Raw genomic sequence first — 21,056 nt, 5'->3', positions numbered from 1 at the left:
GATATAAAGTGAAGCAAAGAGAGAAAACAGATAAGATCTTTCAGGATCGTATGGCAAAGAAAACAGATGAATTACGCTGGCTGTACATGGAGCTTTATGGAAATGATTCCATGTTTTTCGAGTTATGCGATCAGCTGCACCGCTTCTATGAAGAACGAAGCAGCACATTGAAGGCACTGGATCAAAAGCGTGAAGCAGATCCGGGCTGGTATAAGAAAAATGACATGCTTGGCATGATGTTTTACATAGACAATTTTGCAGGAAACATGAAAGGTGTGGAAAGCAAGCTTGACTATCTGGAAAAAAACAACGTAAATTACATTCATCTGATGCCGTTTCTGGATACGCCGAAAGGCCGTTCTGATGGCGGTTATGCAGTGGCTGATTTCCGTAAAGTACAGGAAAATCTGGGAACGATGGATGATCTGGAGGCACTTGCCGGTGCCTGCCACAAAAAAGGCATCAGCCTGTGTATGGATTTTGTTATGAACCATACTTCGGAAGACCATGAATGGGCAAAAAAAGCCCGCCAGGGCGACGGGGAATATATGAGCCGTTATTTCTTCTACGACAATTCGTATATTCCATCCCTCTATGAGAAAACAGTGCCTCAGGTATTTCCGACCACAGCTCCGGGTAACTTTACCTGGCTGCCGGAAATCGGGCATTATGTAATGACCACCTTTTACCCCTATCAGTGGGATCTGAACTATGGAAATCCTCGGGTTTTCAATGAGATGATGTATAATTTCCTTTTCCTTGCAAACAAGGGAATTGATGTAATCCGAATTGATGCAGTTCCCTATATCTGGAAAGAGCTGAACACACCATGCCGGAATCTTCCGCAGGTACACACCATTGTGCGTATGATGCGCCTGATCAGCGAGATTGTATGCCCGGGAGTGATTCTTCTTGGAGAAGTAGTTATGGAGCCTGAAAAGGTTGTGCCATACTTTGGAACTGTAGAAAAACCGGAATGCCATATGCTTTACAATGTAACTACAATGGCAACTACATGGCATACCGTTGCCACCAGGGACGTGCGTCTTCTGAAAAAACAGCTTGATATTGTAAATGGTCTGCCGAAGGATTACGTATTCCTGAATTATCTGCGCTGCCACGATGATATTGGCTGGGGACTGGACTATGCCACACTTCAGCAGGAAGGCATTGAAGAACGTTCTCATAAGAAATATCTCAATGACTATTTCCAGGGCTTTGCAGGGGAGAGCAACAGCCGCGGAGTGCTTTACAATGAGGATCCGGTAACTGGAGATGCAAGATTCTGCGGAACCACCGCTTCCATGTGCGGTATTGAGAAGGCGGGATTTGAGAAAAACAAAGCGGCAATGGAAAAAGCAATCCAGCTGGATGTTATGCTTCATGCCTATATGTTCATGCAGTCAGGAATTCCTGTGATCTACAGTGGAGATGAAATCGGACAGGTAAATGATTATTCATACAAAAATGATCCGGACAAAGCACCGGATTCCCGATACATTCACAGAGGGGCTATGAATTGGGATCGCGCAGCCATGAGCGGCAACGCCAGAACTGTGGAGGGTAAATTGAACAAACGTCTGCTCCAGCTGGAAAAAATCCGCAAAACAGAGAAGGCATTTATGACAAATGCGGATACCTGGACTGTGGATACATGGGATAACAGTATTCTCTGCATTGGCCGTTATTATGAAGGAGAGAAAATTTACGGCCTGTTTAACTTCAGTGAATATGATAAGACCGCATGGATTAATGAACGTGATGGAATTTATAAGGATCTGATCACTGGACAGGAGATGGAGGCTGCAGGTGTAAATGTGCCTGCATATGGCTTCTTCTGGCTGAAAAAAATTAACTGATGAAGAAACACCCGGGAACAGAGGATTGTCTCTGTACTCCCGGGTGTTTTTTGTGAACAAAGTTCACAGAAAACATGAGGATTAAGTTTGCGCAGCAAATGCTACTTCTTGTGCTTGTCACAAGAAGGTTCGTCTTTCTGTGCATCGCGAAGCGTGTTACTGGTCGGTGTGAACAGTAAATCATAAACAGTAACAATCTCCACTGGTATATGGTTGACATTGCTTCATAGGACTGTTAAATTATATTTACATATCTTAATATTTTTGAACGGCTTGCTGACAAGAAAGGATAACCATATGATAAAGCGAGACTTAAAAGACAATTTTCAGATATCCATCAGCGGCCAGGACACCTGGTATGACATGAATGTGCCCGGCTCCGCCATGGAGACTTTTTGCAAAGAAGGAATTCTTCCGGATCCATATTATGGAATGAATGAGTACAAATGGACAGAATTCTGGAAAAATGATTTTGACATCAGAAGCGCTTTTTCTGTAAGCGCAGAAGAGATTGCCAGTGAGGAGATTCTTCTTACCTTTTACGGAATTGATACTGTGGCAGATGTCTTTTTAAATGGAAAGAAGCTTGGACATACTGAGAATATGCACCGCACCTGGGTCTACCAGGTGAAAGAGCTGGTAAAAGAAGGCGAGAACCTTCTGGAACTTCATATCGCCTCCCCGGTAAAATTCATTGAGACTTACAAGCCGGAGAAAGGAAGAGAGATTCATTTTACCAACACCGGAACTACCTCTGGAAGCCAGTACATTCGTAAAGCACACTCCATGTTCGGCTGGGATTGGGGCCCAAAGCTTCCAGATGTGGGACTTTTCCGCGGTGTGGAGCTCTGCTGCTTTGATACTGCAAGACTGGGCGAATCCCTGATCCGCCAGGAGCATATGGATGGAGCCGTGACACTTCATATTGGAAGTGAAATTGAGAAAGCAGATGGACAGGTTGTAAAAGCTGGAAATACTGCTATGCAGTCAAATGGAAATTCTGCAGCACAGCCAGAATCTGGCGGCAGCGCACAGCCCGGAGTCAGCGGCTTACAGCTTTTTTACCAACTCCGTGATCCATCCGGTGCTCTCATCTACACCGGTACCAACTCTGATATAAACGTAACGAACCCTGCTTTGTGGTGGCCAAACGGCTACGGTAAACAACCTTTATACACCCTGACGATCCAGCTGAAAGCCGGCGAGACCGTTCTGGATGCCAGGGAGTACCGCATCGGTCTCCGCACCGTCACGGTATCCCGTGAGGATGACCAGTGGGGCCAGGAATTTGCCATCATGGTAAACGGCGTAAAGATTTTTGCCCGGGGCGCAGATTACATTCCGGATGACTGCTTCTACCCAAGGATCACTAGAGAAATCCTGGAGCGCGATGTAAGAGCCTGCGTATTTGCAAACTTTAACTGTCTTCGCGTATGGGGCGGCGGATATTACCCATCCGACGAATTCTACGATCTCTGCGATGAATACGGAATTCTCCTTTGGGAAGATCTGATGTACGCCTGCAACATTTACGACGTAACACCGGACTTTGCAGAGAATATTGCAATTGAAGCAAAAGACAATATCCTCCGTTTCCGCAATCATGCCTGCCTTGGCCTGATCTGTGGAAACAATGAGCTGGAATGCGCATGGACAGACTGGAAGGATGCTCAGGGACATGCACCGTCTCTTAAGAGAGACTACCTGTATCAGTTCGAATTCCTCCTTGCAGATGTGGTAAAAGAAAACGCACCAGATGCGTTCTACTGGCCGTCTTCCCCGTCATCAGGAGGAAGCTTCGACAATCCATGTGATGAAAACCGGGGAGATTGCCATTATTGGGATGTATGGCATGGTCAGAAACCATTCAGCGAGTACATGAAGCACTATTTCCGTTTCTGCTCCGAGTTTGGCTTCCAGTCCCTTCCATCTATCAAGACCGTAGAGACCTTTACCGGGGAAAAAGACCGCAACCTTTTCTCCAGAGTTATGGAGAGCCATCAGAAAAATCCGGCGGCAAACGGCAAGATCCTGTATTATTTATCCGAGACCTTCCGTTATCCGAAAGACCTGGAAAGCCTGATCTTCCTAAGCCAGATCCTTCAGGGATATGCCATGAAGGAAGCGACGGAGCATTGGAGAAGAAACCGCGGCAGATGTATGGGAAGTATTTACTGGCAGTTCAATGATAACTGGCCAGTTGCGTCCTGGTCCAGTATGGACTATTACGGAAGATACAAGGCTCTCCATTATATGGCAAAAGGCTTCTGCGACAATGTGGCAGGAAGCATTGAGAAAAAAGAGACGCACATGGGCTTCTGGATTTCAAACGAGACACTTGACTCGGTAACGGTAAAAGCGAAAATCGCGGTGAAAACACTGGACTTCCAGGTAATCGAGGAGCAGGAAGTATCCAAAGAAGTACCTGCACTCAGTGCGGAATGCCTGTTTGAGAAAGAATACAAGGAATTGATCGCAGGTCGTGATGACAGCGTATTCTTTGTTGTCGAATATGAGTATGAACAGAACGGACAGAAGGTTTCCAAGAAAGAATTCGAGACATTTGTTCCAGTCAAATATCTGGAACTGAAAGATCCTGCATTTAAGGTAACTGAGAATGCAGACGGAAGCGTTTCCATTCAGACAGATACTTTTGTTCCGTATTGCATGCTGGAGGGAATCAGCGCGGATACCATCTGGAACGAGAATGTGGTTGCATTTACAGACAAGGAAGCAGTCACACTTGTGCCGGTAGAAGACCAGAAGATTTCCAAAGACGGCGTTCGGATTTACGATATTTATCATACATATCACTAATAAAGTGCGTGCGAAAATAGTAGTACATACGAATCGCATTCCGCATCAAAACGTCAGATACTTAATTTTTGCTGGCAGACAGAAGTTTGTGGAAATTAAACACAAGTAAAAATAGAGTAATCACATAAAATGTTACGAGACATAGATCAATCAGGAGAATCGAAACACACATTTAAAAAATTCTCCTCACACATAATAGAGAAAGGAATTACACCATGGGATTTAAGAAAGATTTTATCTGGGGCGGTGCAACCGCTTCCTACCAGGTAGAAGGCGCTGCTTATGAAGACGGAAAAGGCCTGAACATCTGGGATATTTTCTGCAAAGACGGTGGACACATTTATGAGAACCAGACAGGCGATGCAGCCTGCGACCAGTATCACCGCTACAAAGAAGACGTTCAGATCATGAAAGAAATGGGCATGAAAGCATACCGCTTTTCTCTTTCCTGGGCGCGCATCATGCCGGAAGGCACAGGCGCAGTCAATGAAAAAGGTCTGGAATACTACGACAACCTGATCAATGAACTTCTGGACAACGGAATTGAGCCATTTGTTACCTTATATCACTGGGATCTTCCATACGCCCTTCATTTACAGGGCGGCTGGATGAATCCAAATTCTCCATCCTGGTTTTACGAGTATGCAAAAGTAGTGGCAGAGCATTTCTCAGACCGGGTAAAGAATTTCTTCACCATCAATGAGCCGCAGTGCGTAGTTGGCCTTGGATATCAGACCGGTGAGCATGCACCAGGCCTGAAGGTTGGTCCATCCGATTATTTCCGTATCTGGCACAACGTACTGAAAGCCCATGGTCGTGCAGTAGAAGCGCTTCGTGAGTTCAGCAAACAGCCTGTAAAGATCAGTATGGCACCATGTGGAGCCCTTTATGTTCCGGAGACAAACAAGCCGGAAGACATTGAAGCCGCAAGAAAAGCAAATTTCAGTCTCCCGGAGAACTCCATCGGAGCCTGCAGCTGGGACGTTGCTCTTTGCTGTGATCCGGTTTATCTGGGACAGTATCCGGAGGACATTCTGAAAGAGTTCGGACAGTTTTTCCCGAAAGTAACAGATGCTGATATGAAGCTGATTTCACAGCCACTTGATTTTTACGGACAGAACATTTACAATGCCGTAACCGTTCGTGCCGGTGAGGATGGAAAAGCAGTCCGCGCAGCACGTTATGATGGATTCCCACAGACTGCAATTGGCTGGCCGGTAACTCCTGAGGTTCTGTACTGGGCGCCAAAATTTATGCAGGAGCGTTATAAGAAGCCGTTTATGATCACAGAGAATGGCATGGCTTCCCATGACTGGGTAGGTGTGGACGGAAAGGTTCACGACCAGGCCCGTGTAGATTTTATGGCTCGTTATCTGGGCGCTTACAAGCGTGCAGCTGAGGACGGTGTGGATCTGGCAGGATATTTCGCATGGTCCGTAATGGACAATTTCGAGTGGGCATACGGATATTCCCAGAGATTCGGACTTGTTTACACAGACTACAATACACAGAAGCGGACCTGGAAGGATTCCGCATATTTCTACAAAAATATTATCGAAACAAACGGAGAAAATCTGTAATTCAGGAGGTTGACCATGGCAAATCAGAGGGGCAGAAAGAAAAGTGTAGCAGCAGACACAAAGAGCCTGTATGAGATCAGATTTGAAAAAAAGGTGGATGAACTGCGCTGGCTTTACATGGAGCTTTATGGAAATGACTCCATGTTTGCAGAATTATGTGACCAGATGAAGTCCTTCTACCAGCAGCGTGAGGATGCGCTGAAAGCACTTGATGAGAAGAGAGAGGCAGACCCGGAATGGTACAAGAAAAATGACATGCTGGGTATGATGTTTTATATTGACAATTTTGCCGGAAATATGAAAGGCGTGGAAGGCAAGCTGGATTATCTGGAAAAAAATAATGTGAACTATATTCACCTTATGCCATTTCTGGAGACACCGAAAGGACGATCCGATGGCGGCTATGCAGTAGCTGATTTCCGCAAGGTGCAGGAAAATCTTGGCACCATGGATGACCTGAAGGAGCTGACTGGAGCCTGCCATAAGAAGGGAATCAGCGTGTGCATGGACTTTGTCATGAACCATACTTCCGAGGACCATGAATGGGCAAAAAAAGCCCGCCAAGGTGACGGGGAGTACATGAGCAGATACTTCTTTTTCGACAATCCGTACATTCCTTCTCTTTATGAGAAAACCGTACCGCAGGTATTTCCAACCACAGCGCCAGGCAATTTTACCTGGCTTCCGGAAATCAGCCATTATGTTATGACGACCTTCTATCCATACCAGTGGGATCTGAATTACAAGAACCCGCGGGTATTTAACGAGATGATGTATAACTTCCTTTTCCTGGCAAATAAGGGAATCGATATTATCCGTATTGATGCAGTTCCATACATCTGGAAGGAGCTGAATACCTCCTGCCGTAATCTGCCGCAGGTGCATACCATTGTGCGTATGATGCGTCTGATCGGTGAAATCGTCTGCCCGGGAATCCTTCTTCTGGGTGAGGTTGTTATGGAGCCGGAGAAGGTTGTGCCATACTTCGGAACAGTTGAGAAACCAGAATGCCATATGCTTTACAATGTAACCACAATGGCAACCACCTGGCACACCGTTGCCACCAGAGATGTCCGTCTTCTGAAAAAACAGCTGGACATTGTGAACGGTCTGCCGAAGGATTATGTATTCCTGAACTACCTGCGCTGCCATGATGATATCGGCTGGGGACTGGATTATGCAACTCTTCAGCAGGAGGGCATTGAGGAGCGTGCACATAAGAAATACCTGAACGATTATTTCCAGGGCTTTGCAGGAGACAGTAACAGCCGCGGCGTGCTTTACAACGAAGATCCGGTTACCGGTGATGCAAGATTCTGTGGCACTACAGCTTCCATGTGCGGTATTGAGAAAGCTGGCTTCGAGAAGGATAAAGCAGCGATGAAGAAAGCCATTCAGATGGATGTAATGCTTCACGCTTACATGTTTATGCAGTCCGGAATCCCGGTTCTTTACAGCGGAGATGAAATCGGACAGGTAAATGATTATTCTTACAAAAATGATCCTGACAAGGCTCCGGATTCCCGTTACATTCACAGAGGCGCTATGCACTGGGACCGCGCTGCGAAGTGCGATAATCCGAGAACTGTGGAAGGACAGTTATTCGGACAGCTGAATAAGCTGGAGAAGATCCGTAAGTCCGAGAAAGCATTTATGACAAATGCAGACACCTGGACGGTTGAAACCTGGGATAACAGTGTCCTTTGTATCGGACGCTATTATGACGGAGATAAGATCTACGGTCTGTTTAATTTCAGTGAGTCTGACAAAACTGCATGGATCAATGAGCGCGATGGTCTGTACAAAGATCTGATCACTGGCAAGGTGATGGAAGCTGCGGGTGTGAATATCCCGGCTTATGGATTCTACTGGCTGAAAAAGCAGTAAAACGTCACGAAATGGAAATACAGATTCTATAATGAATTTAATCATCTAAAAATACTTAAAATTGTTAAATTGCTGTCAATTCGTCGCCTGATATCTGAACTGAAAAGTTATTGTTGGCTGTTTTTGGTGGACGTGTATTCTGAGCGGCGGACTGACTAAGCAATTTGTATATTTGAGAGGATACACATATGTTTGAGAATAATCTGTGGACGATGGAACCAGTTGGCAGACCGGAGAACACCATCCAGGGTGATAAATACCGCTTTACCCTGCTGACTCCCTGTCTGATCCGAATGGAATACAGGGAAGACGGCAAATTCGAAGACCGTCCTACCCAGGTTGTGTGGAACCGTAAATTTGATCCGGTAGACTTCCGTGTGGAAAAGAAAGGGGAAGGCTTCGAGCTTTTTACCAGTAGAATGCATGTTACTTACGCTGGCGGACCTTTTACCAAAAACAGTCTGAACTTAAACGCAGTAGGCGGTCAGAACGCCTTTGGTGCAGTATGGTATTATGGGGAAAAAGGCGACAATCTTGGCGGAACCGCAAGAACCTTGGATGGGGTAGATGGGGAATGCCAGCTTCAGGAGGGAATTATGTCCAGAAGCGGCTGTTCTCAGATTGATGACAGCCATTCTCTGGTTCTGGATGAAAACGGCTGGACTCAGGTGCGCACAGGAGATGGGGTGGACATTTATGTTTTCGCTTATGGAAATGATTACAAAGAAGCTTTGAATGATTTTTACCGTCTCACCGGCAAAACTCCTATGCTCCCAAGATATGCCCTTGGAAACTGGTGGAGCCGTTATTACGCTTACACAGAAGACAGCTACAAGGCACTTGTAACCCGCTTTGAGAAAGAGAAGATCCCATTTTCTGTTGGTGTTCTGGACATGGACTGGCATCTGGTAGAGGAAGTGGATCCAAAATATGGCAGCGGCTGGACCGGATATACCTGGAACAAAAAGTACTATCCGGATCCGGAGCGTTTTATGAACTGGCTTCATGACCATGGAATGAAAATCTCTGTAAACCTTCATCCGGCTGGTGGAATCCGCGCCTTCGAGGAAGCATATCCGGCTATGGCGAAGGAGCTGGGAGATGTAGATACCGAACACGAAGCTCCCATCGATTTTGACATCACAAGCCGCAAATTCCTGGAAGCATATTTCAAATGTGTACTTCATCCAGAAGAAAATAAAGGCGTTGATTTCTGGTGGATTGACTGGCAGCAGGGCAATATCACGAAGGTCCCCGGTCTGGATCCTCTGTGGATGCTGAACCACTATCATTACCTGGACAATGCCCGCGATGGAAAACGTCCTCTTACTTTTTCCAGATATGCAGGACCTGGTTCACACAGATATCCAGTAGGCTTCTCCGGTGATAGTATCGTAACCTGGGAGTCCCTGAATTTCCAGCCTTATTTTACCAGCACAGCTTCCAATATTGGATATGGCTGGTGGAGTCACGATATCGGCGGACATATGTTTGGCTATCGTGACAATGAGTTGGCACTTCGCTGGGTACAGCTTGGCGTATTTTCCCCAATTAACCGTCTGCACAGCAGCAAGAATGAGTTTATGGGAAAAGAACCGTGGCAGTTCCCTATGGAGATCGGTGAGGTCATGAAGGAGTTCTTAAGACTCCGTCACCAGATGCTTCCGTATCTGTATACCATGAACCACAGAGCATATAAAGAGAACACGCCTCTGATCCTGCCAATGTACTACACATATCCGGCAGAGCAGGTGGCTTACACAGTGAAGAATGAATATGAGTATGGAACCGCATTTATTGTAGCACCTGTTACGGAGAAATCTGTCCAGGGCGTTGGAAGAGCCAGGACTCATGTATGGCTGCCAGAGGGTACTTACATTGATTTCTTCACAGGTCTGGTATATTCCGGAGACAGAGAGATGGATATGTACCGTGACCTTCATTCCATACCGGTTCTGGCAAAAGCAGGTGCCATTGTGCCGATGACTGAGGAAATATTTGGACAGGAAGCAGACAGAAATCCGGAAACTATGACCATCCGTGTATACGGCGGTGCAGACGGCAGCTTCCAGCTTTACGAAGACGACAACGAGTCCAACGCTTACCTGAAAGACGAGTGCGTTCTCACAGACATGGATCTGAAGTGGAGTACTGGCCGCTTCGTCATCCAAAAGGCAGCAGGCAGGCTGGAACTGATCCCGCAGAAGAGAACCTGGACTGTAGAGTTCTGGGGTGTGAAGGACACTGAGGTTACCGTCGAAGTGGAAGGTACAGTGGTAGAAGCTTCTAAAGAGTATGATGAAGCACTTGGCTGCCTGAAGGTAAGTGTTCCGGAAGCTTCTGTAACATCTGAAATCATCATTACTCTGGGAATTCCGGCGCTGCGTGAGAATGATGTGAAAGCTCAGGTATTTAACCTTCTCAACCAGGCTGAAATCCCATACATGGAGAAAGTAGCTATCATGGAAATCCTGGACAAGAAGATTTCCAATGCCGCCAAACTCACCCAGCTTACCGCAATGCATCCGGAAGAAGGAATTGTTGGAGCAGTGGGAGAGATTTTGACTGCGATAGAGTAATATATAGAACATTAAAGACAGTAAAAAGCCCGGGAGTATTTGCTCCCGGGTGTTTTAATAAGCTGTTATTTAAGGGGAAAACAGTCAGTATACAGCATTGAAGTATTTTTCAATCTGTTGAGCATTTAAAATCAGCAGTAAATTTCAGGCGGAATCTGTGCAAAGGGAATCACATCGGGCTGCCTGTCAGGGTGATCTGCGATGATCTTCTCCATCCAGACCATATTGTACCAACGCCCGAACTTGTAAGCACATTTGTGAAATTCCCCTACCATGGAATACCCCAGATGCTGATGAAACTGAATGCTGTTATGGTTCAGATATTCGTCATCCACTACAGGACTGGCGATGCAGGCATTCAGATTGGTCATATTCTGGGCGGCAAGCGCTTTTTCCAGAGAAGCGTAAAGCGCCTTGCCGATTCCGGATTTCCTTTCGGATTCTCTTACATAGATGGAAGTTTCCACAGACCAGGCATAGGCAGCCCGGGCGTGGAGCGGTCCTGCGTAGGCGTAGCCTGCGATTTCGGTACATGCACTGCAGTCCGCTTCATCCTTGATGCCTGGTGCGGAGCTGTTTATTCCCCGTTCGGCTACAAGATAAGGATAATGCTGTAGTGTGTGTGCAATTCGCTTCCGGAATTCTTCTACAGAGGGAACTTTATATTCGAAGGTAATTGCAGTGTGCTTTACATAAGGTGCATAAATGGAAAGGAGCGCCTCTGCATCCTCTGGGGCTGCCGGGCGGATAGTAACTGGTAATGACATGGCAGGATTCCTCCTTTGTAGTTGCAAACGAAAATTTTAGCTGTATTATAGCACATATGATGAAGTGCAGTCTTATTTTCGTAAATTTCGTTTTAGAGCATGTTTGAAAAAGGCTTTCTGCAAGATGTGCGTCACAATTTGTGGGAGATTGCGGGAATGATTTTTCAAACACGCTCTAGCAGATTTTCAGCATGTTTTCCAGAGCAAACAGTTTATCAGCAGCAAGTAAATCTTCAAACGCATTCAGGTTCAGATCCGAATGCTCCAGCTCTCTGGAGAAACGGTAACAAATATCTATCTGGTCTTCCAGACAGAACACCCGTCCGTTTTTCAGGTAAGCTCCCATATCCAGCTCATGGATCAGCAGGGTGCAGACCACAGCCATTTTTACCTTGGCGAAAACTTCGCCGTCGTAAACAGCACCGCAGAAATATGTGTAAATCCAATACACAAGCAGCTGCTCTTCCTGAATATTCCAGTCCGGGTAAGCCTTTTCAAAGTCGGCACGGTTCTGAGAGTAAACGGAGGTGGGGGAAACGCCGGAAGCTTCTGCGCTGCCATAAAGCGCCTGCAAATTTTTTTTCAGAAATTCCTGCCAGCCCGGTCTGAGAACCTCCATTCTGGGAACAACCGCCTTCCACATGGTCTTCAGAAGTTCATCTGGCGCAGCCTTTTTATTCATATGCTTCTGCACCTTGGAGGTAAAGGCTTCGCCATATCCGGAGGCTTTATGGCGCTCCCGGATCTCTTCCCATTTGAAAAGCTGGTTCCGGTCTACACAGCGCTGGAAATCACTGGCTGCAGCCAGTATCTTCCACATACGAAGCCGCATGGGAATCTGCCGGTTCTGCAGCACATCAAGAAAGTATTCCCTGGTATCTTCAAGGGCAGTGAAAAGCATATAGTCAAAATCATCATAAAATTCTTCTGGGGAGGGAACCACCGCTGTCTGGAAGGTTACCTTTTCCCTTTTGCCAAGCAAAATCCTGGCTGCCTCCGGACAGGAAAGAGACAGGGAATATTCCCGCAGACCTTCAAATTCTTCGATGTGCCGCGGATATTTCCGACAGGTATCGCAAAGCATTCGTTTTCCAACCTCGCTGTAGATGTCGCAAAGGCTGTCCTCATTTAAAAATGCACACCGCTTCTCATACTGACGGAAAACCTTCTCCTTCCAGTCAATATCATTATGAAGGCGATTCCGGAAAGTACCCTTCACACGCTTATATTTTTTCAGGCTTTTGTCGTCAATGACGATCTGCCAGCCGGCACAGCAGGTGTCGGGACAGGCACCTGCAATACAGGAAAACTCTTTATAATAATCAGGTCTTGTAATCTCCATAAAAAACCTCCTGGTAACAGTGATCAGTATATTTCAAATACAACTATTGTAACGGTATTTCAAAGCTGTGTAAATCCTCTGGACAAAAAAGTTATAGATGGTTGACATTAATGCGGCGGACTGTTAAACTCATATAGGTAAAGGTAGGATCAGAAAGAACTTAGGTAGCTATTGACCAGTCCGCGAACGATAGCTTTCTGATACCTGCACTGCGATAATTAAATCTTGACAGTTCTGTTGAAATTTCCAAAACAAATTAAGAATTTCAGACCGAAGAAAAATTCACATGAAACGACAGAAATATCAGGACATGATAGCACCCATATTATAAAAGCTGTCAGCTTAACAGTAAAACGGAAACTGGCGTGGGGGGGGGGGTACCTGCACCAGCGAGGGAAATTATAAAATGAGTGAAGTTATAACTAAACAAAAGATTCTTATAGCGGATGATTCAGAAATGAACCGCGAACTTTTAGCTGCAATTCTGGAAGAGGAATATGATATCATACAGGCGAACGACGGTGTGCAGGCAGTTGACTGCCTTCAGAGGCATGCCGAGGAGATTTCCCTGCTTCTTTTGGATATTGTTATGCCCCACATGGATGGTTTCGAGGTTCTTTCTTATATGAATAAAGAACACTGGATTGATTCTATTCCAGTTGTGATTATTTCGTCAGAAAATTCACCTATTTACATAAAACGTGGGTATGATCTGGGCGCTACTGATTTTATCGAAAAGCCCTTTGATGCAAATATGGTATTACGCCGTTCGGCCAATGCCATACTTCTGGGAGCTAAGCAGCGCCGAATGACCAGTATTGTTTCTAATCAGATTTACGAGAGAGAAAAAAGCAGCAAGCTGATGATCAATATCCTCTCTCATATAGTGGAGTTCCGCAATGGGGAGAGCGGACTTCATGTGCTGCACATTCAGACAATTACAGAAATGCTGCTTCGCCAGCTGGTTCAGAAGGAAAATAACAGATATGCCCTGAGCAAGGAGCAGATCCGGATGATTACCACAGCCTCTGCGCTTCATGACATTGGCAAGATCAGTATTCCGGATGAAATCCTGAATAAGCCAGGCAGACTTACAGCCGAAGAATTTGCGGTAATAAAGGGACATTCCATGGCAGGAGCCAATATGCTGTCAGAACTGCCACTTGACCAGAAGGAGGAGCCTCTTGTCAAGACTGCATACGAGATCTGCCGCTGGCATCATGAACGCTACGATGGAGGCGGATATCCGGATGGATTAAAAGGGGAAGAAATCCCTGTTTCAGCACAGGTTGTGGCGCTAGCTGACGTATATGACGCATTGACCAGTGAGAGATGCTATAAAGATGCTTATTCCCATGAAAAGGCCATCGAAATGATACTGGCAGGACAGTGCGGTGCATTTAATCCGTTGATGCTGGAGTGCCTTCTGGATATTTCTTCTTCTCTGAAGAAAAAAATGGGCTATAAATCCAAGGAAAGGTATGAACAGACAGATCTTTCTGATATTGCCAGCAGATTTCACGATTTTGAGATGGATTCCTCAGAGAAAATTGTGCAGCAGCTGGAATTTGAGAGAATGCGCTATAATTTTCTGGCAGAGGGCAGCAGAAATATTGTTTTTACTTATACCATTTCACCGCCGCTACTCACCTTTAACCAGGCTGGCTGTAAACGAAGCGGGATTACAGAACCTTCATTTTCCCCGTTGCAGAGCGGTGTGCTGAAAGACCTTGTGGAGGAGCAATCCCTGAAACGGCTTATCCGGAAGATTACCCAGGCCACCCGGGAAACGCCGGACGTGACAAGCAATCTTTTTCTCACAGATGGAAAAAATCCCTGCCACTACCGGTGCAAATGCAGGGTAATCTGGACTGATGGTGCTGAAAAAGGCTATACAGGCGTTGTTGGAAAGCTGACAGATATTACGGATGACTATATGGTTATGGAAAACGTCCGGGAGGAAGGTTTGAAAGTCCTGGAAAAAGACCGCAGCGCAGAATTTTCCAGTTTTTATGACCGATTTAAGAAATGCGGCTTCTCTACAGATGGAACGGAAGCATGGCTTTTGCTTCAGTACCTGCAGATCTCCTATGATCTGGTTCGATATGTAGATCCTATAACGAATAAGGTTATTCATATAGAAAAAGACGGAAAAATGTGGGAGAGTGAAACTGCCTGCTCAGACATATGGAATTGTCTGGAAAAATGTAGCAACTGTATTTCCAGACTCAGCATGCAGACCAGGAAGCGCATGACAAAGCTTGAGGTTGCAGGGGATGATCCATATCAGGTGGTATCCATGTATGTAGAGATTGACGGGAAACCCTGCTGTCTGGAGATGGCTTCCAGGATAGATGGTGATTTTATGCCTGATGGGTATTCCAAAGATGAGATCTTGTCATCTGTAAGGATTCATAAGGAGAAGGTTTATATAGACCCGGTAACCGGAGTTTATAATAAACGCTATTATGTGGAGAAGCTGAGCAAGATGGACAATGCAGCAGCTCTTATGTTTGCAGATATTAAGAACTTTAAAAGAATTAACGAGAATTTCGGACATCAGGCTGGAGATGATGTGCTTCGCCAGGTGGCTGGTGTGCTTCGGGATGCTGCGGCTGGCAAAGGCGATGTGCTCAGATATTCCGGAGATGATTTTGTGACAGTATTTTTTAAGGTTACGGAAGAGGAGCTTTCCGAAATCCAGAAGGAAATGTGCAGAAGAGTAGAGGCTCTGAGGTTTCCGGAGCTGCCTGGAGTGCAGCTGAAGCTTGTTACTGCCGGTACCAGTATACCGGGCAGGGTAGAGGAAATGCTGGAGCAGGTAAGAATATAAAAAGAAAGTCCCGGCGGGCAAAACCGCTCGGGACTTTTGTTATTTCCTAAGTGCGTTTGATTTTCCAAACAGGCTCTGGAATGCAATATTTACAGAATATCTCTTCTCTTAATGTATCCAGGAAGTGCCGGATCTGAGACAACCTCCTTCACATGAAGGATTTTGACCATCTTGTCTACTACCTGATTCTCTACATGTACGCCCTCACCGATTTCAGCACCGGAAAGAATCACACTGTTTTTGATCACGGCATCCTTGTGAATAATGCAGCCACGACCGAGAATGGAATTCTCAATGGTTCCCTCCACCTGACAGCCGTTGGAAACGACAGAGTTGCGAATCTGGGCGGTCTTATAATAGTGAGTCGGACAGGAATCATTGGTACGGGTATAAATTGGCCATTCCGGATCGAAAAGTGTCTGTGCAGCCTTGATATCGATCAGATCCATATTGGCATTGTAATAGCTCTGGAAATCTGTGATGGAAGCGAAGAAGCCGCGGTGGGAAACTCCTCTTACATCCAGCTCATCATGCAGCTCATTGATAATGTCTGCAAGAGTAAAGGCTGAAGAAATTGCCTTTGCCTTGCGAATCAGCTCGATAAACAGATCCTTCTTCATAATGTAGGTGTCCATGAAAATATTGCGGTTCTTGGCATTTCCGTGGTTTGGCTCAATGGAGATCACACCCTTTTGCTTATTCAGATTCAGGATATTACAGTTCAGATAAGCATCCTTCGCATTGTCTACTGCGTGATAAAGCAGGGTAATGTCAGCCTCAGACTGGATATGCTGCTCGATCAGCTTGGAAAAATCAGCAGTATAAACCATGTAATCTGGTGTGATTACCACATACGGATGATGCATTTCTTCGATGCATTCCATATTTTCGTAATAGGAAGCAATATCGGTGTTATAGATATTGTTTCTCTGGTCGCTGTCAGTGAAAAGAATCTGTAGCCGTCCGCTCTTTGAGTTAATGTTATAATGACGTCCGGTGCCGATATGAGAAACCAGAGTTCTTGGTTTCTCTTTCACGTAGACCTGAATGCGGTCAATGCCGCTGTTGCTCAGGTTGGAAATCGGGAAGTCGACCATACGGTATCTGCCCAGGAATGAGAAAGCTCCGATTGGACGGTAGTCCTCAAGTCCCTCTACACGGATGTTTCTGGATGATGAGTTTACAATTCCAAATGCTTTATACATATTATTCGGCCCCCTTTACTCGTCTCGCAATCAGCTCGATGTGCTCACTGTCAGCACTTCCTACAAGAGCACCCTTGCCGATGTTTACGCCATTGGCAACAAGGGCACGTATTACGACAGCACCATCCTCCACAATGGCACCCGGCATAAGTACACTGTCAATTACCTTTGCACCTGGTCTCACCCTAGCTCCGGTAAAGACTACGGAATTGGTAACCTCGCCTTCAATTACACAGCCCTGGGTTATGTAAGCGTTCTGGATCCTGGCCTCTGTGCCAATATACTGCGGAAGTGCGGTTACATCTTCGGTGTAAATTTTCCAGGTAAGGTCGCTTAAATCCAGCTCATTATCCGGGCTGAGAAGATCCATATTTGCTTCCCAGAGAGAATCTATGGTTCCAACATCCTTCCAGTAGCCCTTGAAGCGGTAAGCGAAAAGACGTTTCTCATCGCCAAGAAGAGTAGGGATGATGTCCTTGCCAAAGTCATGGTTGGAATCCGGGTTCTTCATATCTGCAAGAAGCAGCTTGCGAAGAAGCTTCCAGTTAAAAATATAGATACCCATAGAGGCAAGATTGCTCTCAGGTACCGGCGGCTTCTCAACAAACTCGGTGATACGGTCTGTCTCGCCGTCAGTGTTCATAATACCGAAACGGCTGGCTTCCTTAAGAGGAACCTCGATAACGGCGATGGTAGCATCGGCCTGTCTCTCTTTATGGAAGGCAAGCATCTTGTCATAATTCATTTTATAAATGTGGTCACCGGAAAGTACCAGAAGATATTCCGGATCATACTGATCTATAAAATCAATGTTCTGGGAAATCGCGTCGGCTGTTCCGCGATATACGTCGAGTCCGGTGTCTGCTTTCTCACGAGGCGGAAGTACATATACACCGCTGTCCTTGGAATCCAGTCCCCAACGTCCGCCGGCTGCAACATAACTGTTCAGCTCAACTGACTCATACTGTGTCAGTACGCCTACTACATCGATGCCACTGTTGGCACAGTTACTGAGGGGGAAATCAATGATACGGTATTTACCGCCGTAGGAAACTGCCGGTTTAGCCACTTTGTTGGTAAGATCGTGAAGACGGCTGCCACGGCCGCCAGCCAGAATCATTGCTAACATACTGTTCTGTTTCATGGTGAACCCTCACTTTCATTTCTTTAAGGCTGCTGTTCGCGGAACTGTATCTGCAAACAGGAATGCTTTAAGCCATATTATACAATATTTTCAATAAAAATACAATTTTTTTGTGCAAAAATATTGTAAAATCCAGATGAAATTTAGCTAAATATTTACTGGTAATTCTGTAGACTTTTCACAGCTTCGATGTCTTCCTGCTGTACCTTCAGGTTGGAAGTGAAAGTTCTGCCATCTGGTGTGGTGATCTGAACCTCGATCACGGTTCCTTCGGAAATGCCGGCCTGCTGTACGGCGGAAATAAATTGTGGGAATTTCGGGTGACGCCTTGTAAAAGCGTTCCACAGGTTCTTAAGTTCAAGTAATTTCATGGGGTTAATTGCCATTTTTTTTATCCTTCCTATCAAGCGCCAGAGTGTGTTTCAGGCACGCCCCACTTTGCGGTATATTTTGCCCGAATTCGGTTGCCGTAGCCCGCTATGGCGCCCTCATCCGGACAAAATCTCCCACAAATTGTGACGCACATCTTGCAGAAAGCCTTTTTCAAACATGCTCTGGGACGATGAAAACGGTTCCCTCTATAACCGATAAAGTCCAATTCTTTACTGCTTTAATTTACAGATGTACGCTTGATGTCTAAAGTATACCAGAAAAAAATCTGCACTGCAATGAAGGGCTCAAATATTCACATATTTAGCGAAAGTTCACAAAAGCGACTTTACATGCTATAGGAAACATTGTTATAATAGACGAAAGCCAAAAGCTGATTTTGGATAAAAAAGAACGTGAAAAACAGATGAAGTGCGATATGAAGGAGAAAGAAAAAATATCAAATTTTTGCAGCGAGAGGTGTGAAGATGGAAGAAAAAAAGAGGTATAATCTTGGAGTTCTCATCGGAGGAGTGCATACCTATTTTCCAAAAGAGCATATCAAGGGGATTTCTGAGGCGGCGGCAGAGCTGGATGTAAATGTCTGTTTTTTCCTGGGAACCCGGACGAAGGACTTTTTTGAAGATGTTCTGGGCAGCAAACAGAAAAATTCCTATGACTATCAATTTAATACCATACATGACTACAGCCTGATCGGCGGACTGGATGGTCTGATCATTAATTATGGAACACTGGGAATCCAGCTGCGGGAGGTTGATCCCAACGAATTTGCCCGGAAATATAATGGGATCACCACGGTTTTTCTTACAGAAGTCGTGGATGTGTCCAATTGTCACTCCTTGATCTGCGATAACAAAGATGGTATCGCGATGGTCATTTCCCATCTGGTGGAAGAGCATCATCTGTCCAGAATCCTGTTCGTGGCAGGACCGGAGCATAACACAGATGCCATTGAGCGTAAGGAAGCTTATCTGGAAACCATGAAGAAATATGGGCTTCCTGTAACCCCTGGAATGATTGCCCAGGGGGATTATTCCGAGTTTGTGGACAAACAGGTGGAACGTCTTCTGGATAGCAACCCGGATGCCCAGGCCATTGTGTTTGCCAATGATGAGATGGCTTTTGCCGGATATCGTGTCTGCGAGAAGCGTGGACTTGTGGTTGGCAAGGATATTATGATTACCGGATTTGATGACTGTGAGCGTGCATCCGGGATGGAACCGCCCCTTACTACAGTTCAGCAGGACGGAGAGCTTATGGGTAAAATGGCAGTCTACGATCTGGTGAACCGCCTGGATGGAAAAGATCCCGGAAAAGAAGCGGTATCCAGACGCGTGCCAGTTTCTTTTGTAAAAAGAGAATCCTGCGGCTGCGTGTCAGAGGATGCTTCGAGGAAAGAGACACCAGTGGGGCTTGGTGCCCAGGTGCACAGGCTGAATAAGACCATTGCCGGAATGAAGCTGGAACTGATCAGTTTTCAGAGGAAATCCTGGTTTATTCCGGTTCTTGCCCGGGATTTAAACGACTGCATGGATGACGAGCAGGCTTTTCTGAAGGAAATTATGGAGAAAATGCGGGAGCTTCATACAAGATGTACTCACCTTTTTCTCCTGGATGAACCGATTGTTTACGATGGCAAACGGAAGTGGACCTGCCCTTATAACCTTCATCTTGCTGCCAGCTATGAGAATGGCAGGATCATTACCAAGGCGGCTTACGAAAGACCTCTGGTCATGAAGGAAAACGGAATCTGTGATCTGATGGAGAACGAAGAGCGCCACCAGTTTATGGTCTTTCTTCTCTTTTCCGGGGAGAAGCAGTATGGACTCCTGGCTTGCGACATTGACCAGGAGGATTTTCCGTTCTTCTATGTGATCAGTCTGCAGATTGGTCTGTCTCTGCATTATCTGGAGATCAGCAAGGCAGAGGCGGCCAGACGGCTGGAGATGTCCAGGGATATGGAAGAGATTAAGGAGAAAAACCGCGTTCTTGGCATTATTTCCGAGTATGATGAGCTGACCGGACTTTTGAATCTGCGTGGGTTTATGGAGCACACCAAGCGGGTTTGCCAGGCTGGAAATGGCCAGAGAGCGTATATGATCTACGGTGATCTGGATCACTTAAAAGAGATTAACGACACCTGGGGGCATCCGGCTGGAAACTTTGCCCTCAGGAGTGTTGCCGAAATATTAAAGGGATGTCTGCGCAGCAATGACATTCTGGGTCGTGTGGGCGGTGATGAATATATTATTATGCTGGAGTGCGAGGAAGCCGACTTCGGGGAGAAGTTCCGGGAGCGTGTGAAGATGGCATGTAAGCTGTTTAATGAAAAATCCGGCAAGCCGTTCCTGGTGGAGATTTCCCTGGGAATCGCCGAGTTCCGCCCAAATATTTCAACAGACATCCAGCAGGTGATTTCCCTTGCAGACCAGCAGCTTTATGAGGCGAAGAAGCATAGGAAGAAGTCGGTGAGCAGGGCGAATAATGAAGGCGCGTGAGAATTGGGAGCTTGTGATGCCACCCTTTAGAGCGGTATCACAAGCCCCTTTGTCAAATCAAAGAGAAACCACCAGCTGAACTCAACATCATAAACTTAAGATTAGATATTACACATTTATATTATCCTGCTAAAAACTCATTTCAAAAGGGCAGA

Annotated in this window: 14 protein-coding genes and 1 pseudogene; 8 read left to right on the top strand and 7 right to left on the bottom strand. The window is 45.9% G+C overall.

Annotation, left to right across the window (positions count from 1 at the left end; genetic code table 11):
* The first annotated feature begins 50 nt into the window (after positions 1 to 50).
* From AB5Z12_RS10325 to AB5Z12_RS10305, 5 genes are all read left to right on the top strand, one after another.
* Positions 51 to 1,859 (top strand): amylosucrase, encoded by a 1,809-nt coding sequence (locus AB5Z12_RS10325; RefSeq protein WP_173716134.1) that lies wholly within the window; start codon positions 51 to 53, stop codon positions 1,857 to 1,859.
* A 297-nt stretch (positions 1,860 to 2,156) separates the two neighbouring features.
* Complete coding sequence (locus AB5Z12_RS10320; protein ID WP_368357189.1) at positions 2,157 to 4,676, top strand: glycoside hydrolase family 2 protein; 2,520 nt, start codon at positions 2,157 to 2,159, stop codon at positions 4,674 to 4,676.
* 215 nt (positions 4,677 to 4,891) lie between these two features.
* A complete protein-coding gene (locus AB5Z12_RS10315) occupies positions 4,892 to 6,256 on the top strand; it encodes a GH1 family beta-glucosidase (protein ID WP_148463179.1) in 1,365 nt (454 codons plus the stop codon).
* Between the two features lie 15 nt (positions 6,257 to 6,271).
* Positions 6,272 to 8,143 (top strand): amylosucrase, encoded by a 1,872-nt coding sequence (locus AB5Z12_RS10310; RefSeq protein ID WP_148463178.1) that lies wholly within the window; start codon positions 6,272 to 6,274, stop codon positions 8,141 to 8,143.
* Between the two features lie 188 nt (positions 8,144 to 8,331).
* Positions 8,332 to 10,722 (top strand): glycoside hydrolase family 31 protein, encoded by a 2,391-nt coding sequence (locus AB5Z12_RS10305; protein ID WP_148463177.1) that lies wholly within the window; start codon positions 8,332 to 8,334, stop codon positions 10,720 to 10,722.
* Between the two features lie 131 nt (positions 10,723 to 10,853).
* Here the strand turns inward: AB5Z12_RS10305 and AB5Z12_RS10300 are convergent, their stop codons facing one another.
* Genes AB5Z12_RS10300 through fliB form a run of 3 tightly spaced genes read right to left on the bottom strand, consistent with a single transcriptional unit; the run spans position 10,854 to position 12,831 of the window.
* Positions 10,854 to 11,489, bottom strand: a complete 636-nt coding sequence (locus AB5Z12_RS10300) for a GNAT family N-acetyltransferase (RefSeq protein WP_148463176.1) — start codon at positions 11,487 to 11,489, stop codon at positions 10,854 to 10,856.
* Positions 11,383 to 11,661, bottom strand: a complete 279-nt coding sequence (locus AB5Z12_RS10295; protein WP_368357188.1) for a DUF6783 domain-containing protein — start codon at positions 11,659 to 11,661, stop codon at positions 11,383 to 11,385. The genes AB5Z12_RS10300 and AB5Z12_RS10295 overlap by 107 nt, the downstream gene beginning before the upstream one ends.
* Before the next feature lie 3 nt (positions 11,662 to 11,664).
* Positions 11,665 to 12,831 (bottom strand): flagellin lysine-N-methylase, encoded by a 1,167-nt coding sequence (fliB, locus tag AB5Z12_RS10290; RefSeq protein WP_148463175.1) that lies wholly within the window; start codon positions 12,829 to 12,831, stop codon positions 11,665 to 11,667.
* Between the two features lie 406 nt (positions 12,832 to 13,237).
* On the opposite strand from fliB, the gene AB5Z12_RS10285 reads away from it, so the two are divergent.
* Entirely contained in the window at positions 13,238 to 15,664 is a 2,427-nt protein-coding gene (locus tag AB5Z12_RS10285) for an HD domain-containing phosphohydrolase (RefSeq protein WP_173773502.1), read from the top strand.
* 89 nt (positions 15,665 to 15,753) lie between these two features.
* On the opposite strand, the gene glgD is transcribed toward AB5Z12_RS10285, so the two are convergent.
* The 4 genes from glgD to AB5Z12_RS10265 form a co-directional block, all read right to left on the bottom strand.
* Complete coding sequence (gene glgD, locus AB5Z12_RS10280; protein ID WP_195408891.1) at positions 15,754 to 16,869, bottom strand: glucose-1-phosphate adenylyltransferase subunit GlgD; 1,116 nt, start codon at positions 16,867 to 16,869, stop codon at positions 15,754 to 15,756.
* Between the two features lies 1 nt (position 16,870).
* Positions 16,871 to 18,013 carry a glucose-1-phosphate adenylyltransferase gene (locus AB5Z12_RS10275; protein WP_195408890.1) on the bottom strand — a complete coding sequence of 381 codons (1,143 nt, stop codon included), beginning with the start codon at positions 18,011 to 18,013 and terminating at the stop codon, positions 16,871 to 16,873.
* A 155-nt stretch (positions 18,014 to 18,168) separates the two neighbouring features.
* Positions 18,169 to 18,384, bottom strand: coding sequence for a hypothetical protein (locus tag AB5Z12_RS10270; RefSeq protein WP_230322212.1), 216 nt, complete (start codon positions 18,382 to 18,384; stop codon positions 18,169 to 18,171).
* A 32-nt stretch (positions 18,385 to 18,416) separates the two neighbouring features.
* Positions 18,417 to 18,539, bottom strand: a complete 123-nt coding sequence (locus AB5Z12_RS10265; protein ID WP_334285416.1) for a DUF6783 domain-containing protein — start codon at positions 18,537 to 18,539, stop codon at positions 18,417 to 18,419.
* On the opposite strand from AB5Z12_RS10265, the pseudogene AB5Z12_RS10260 reads away from it, so the two are divergent.
* Positions 18,492 to 18,653: pseudogene (locus tag AB5Z12_RS10260) on the top strand (DUF6783 domain-containing protein); the annotation flags it as partial. The gene AB5Z12_RS10265 and the pseudogene AB5Z12_RS10260 overlap by 48 nt on opposite strands.
* Positions 18,654 to 18,870: 217 nt before the next feature.
* A complete protein-coding gene (locus tag AB5Z12_RS10255; protein ID WP_195408889.1) occupies positions 18,871 to 20,901 on the top strand; it encodes a diguanylate cyclase in 2,031 nt (676 codons plus the stop codon).
* The last annotated feature ends 155 nt before the right edge of the window (positions 20,902 to 21,056 follow it).

This window comes from Ruminococcus sp. RTP21358st1_G6_RTP21358_211008, assembly GCF_040908885.1.
Classification (GTDB): Bacteria; Bacillota; Clostridia; order Lachnospirales; family Lachnospiraceae; genus Blautia_A; species Blautia_A faecis.
Note: the sequence above shows the minus strand (reverse complement) of the source record. Positions and strands in the feature narration are given on the sequence as shown.